This window comes from Cupriavidus sp. 05N39, from assembly GCF_056397325.1.
In genome coordinates this window covers 1-1,209 of sequence record NZ_JBFTNE010000246.1, presented here as the reverse complement: position 1 = coordinate 1,209, position 1,209 = coordinate 1, and the positions used below count along the sequence as shown (strand labels likewise).

The 1,209-nt window shown below is 60.5% G+C and carries 1 protein-coding gene; it reads right to left on the bottom strand.

Annotated elements, in window-relative coordinates:
- Positions 1 to 58 precede the first annotated feature (58 nt).
- Positions 59 to 1,096 (bottom strand): IS481 family transposase, encoded by a 1,038-nt coding sequence (locus tag AC1DN0_RS41060; protein ID WP_441637739.1) that lies wholly within the window; start codon positions 1,094 to 1,096, stop codon positions 59 to 61.
- Positions 1,097 to 1,209: the final 113 nt, after the last annotated feature.

Genomic DNA, 1,209 nt, shown 5'->3' with positions numbered 1-1,209 from the left:
TGTATTAGCTGGGACTCGATCTGACAGATAGTCGGGCTGTTGAATCGAGAAGCGCGACTCAATGCGGGATCAGTTTCTCCTTGGCGAGTTCCAGCGAGTCGAGGAAGGTGCGCATGGGCGTTTTGCCGTAACACCATCGCCCCTGATGTTCTCGCTGGTTGTTGTACTGGTCAAGCCAGGCATCGAGATCGAGCTGCAATGTGCCGATCGAGTCGTAGACCTTCTTGCGAAAGGCGATGCGATAGAACTCGTTGAGCATGGTTTTGTGCAGCCGTTCGACGATGCCGTTGGTCTGGGGCGACCTGGCCCGCGTCCGGGTATGGTCGATGTTTTCCACGGCCAGATAGAGCTCGTATTCGTGATGCTCAGGGTTGCCGCAGTACTCGGTGCCGCGGTCGGTCAGCACGCGCGACAGCGGGATGCCATAGCTGTCAAAGAACGGCACAACGCGGTCGTTGAGCAGGTCGGCGGCTGGCAACGGGGTCTTGCGATCGTAGAGCTTGGCAAAGGCCACCTTAGAGTAGGTGTCGACGAAGGTCTGCTGGTAGACGCGGCCCACGCCCTTGAGGGTGCCGACATAGAAGGTGTCCTGGGCGCCGCAATAGCCGGGGCACTCGGATTCGAATTCCCCGTGGGTTTCCTTTTCCAGCTTGGCGCGCTCCAGCGCGGCCAGTTGCGACTCGGTCAGGACCAGCCCTTCCTGCGCGGATTTGGCTTCCAGCGCCTTCAGGCGCTTGTTCATGGTCTCCAGGTCGTGACGCAGCCAGATGCTGCGCACGCCCTGCGGCGACACGTGCAGGGCATGGCGTTTGAGGACCTCGTTGGCAATGCGGATCTGGCCATAGGCGGGCAATTCGAGCGCCAGGGCTACCACGGCGGTTTCGACCTCGGGATCGACGCGATTCTTGAGCAGTGGCCGGCGTCGCGAAATCTCCTGCAACGCGGCTTCGCCGCCTCGCTCGTACAACTCCTTGAAGCGGTAGAAGCTATCGCGCGAATAGCCCATGACGCGGCAGGCCTGGCTCACGTTGCCCAGTTGCCGGGCCAGTTCCAGTATGCCGACCTTGGCACGGATGACTTTCTGTTCCTGAGTCATGGCGGACTCCTTGTGGATTCCGCCGCACACTGGCACTCTGGGCTACGCCCTTCGCACCGATGTGCGGCGGCATGGATAACCAACCACTGTCAGATTTAGTCTAGGCTATTACA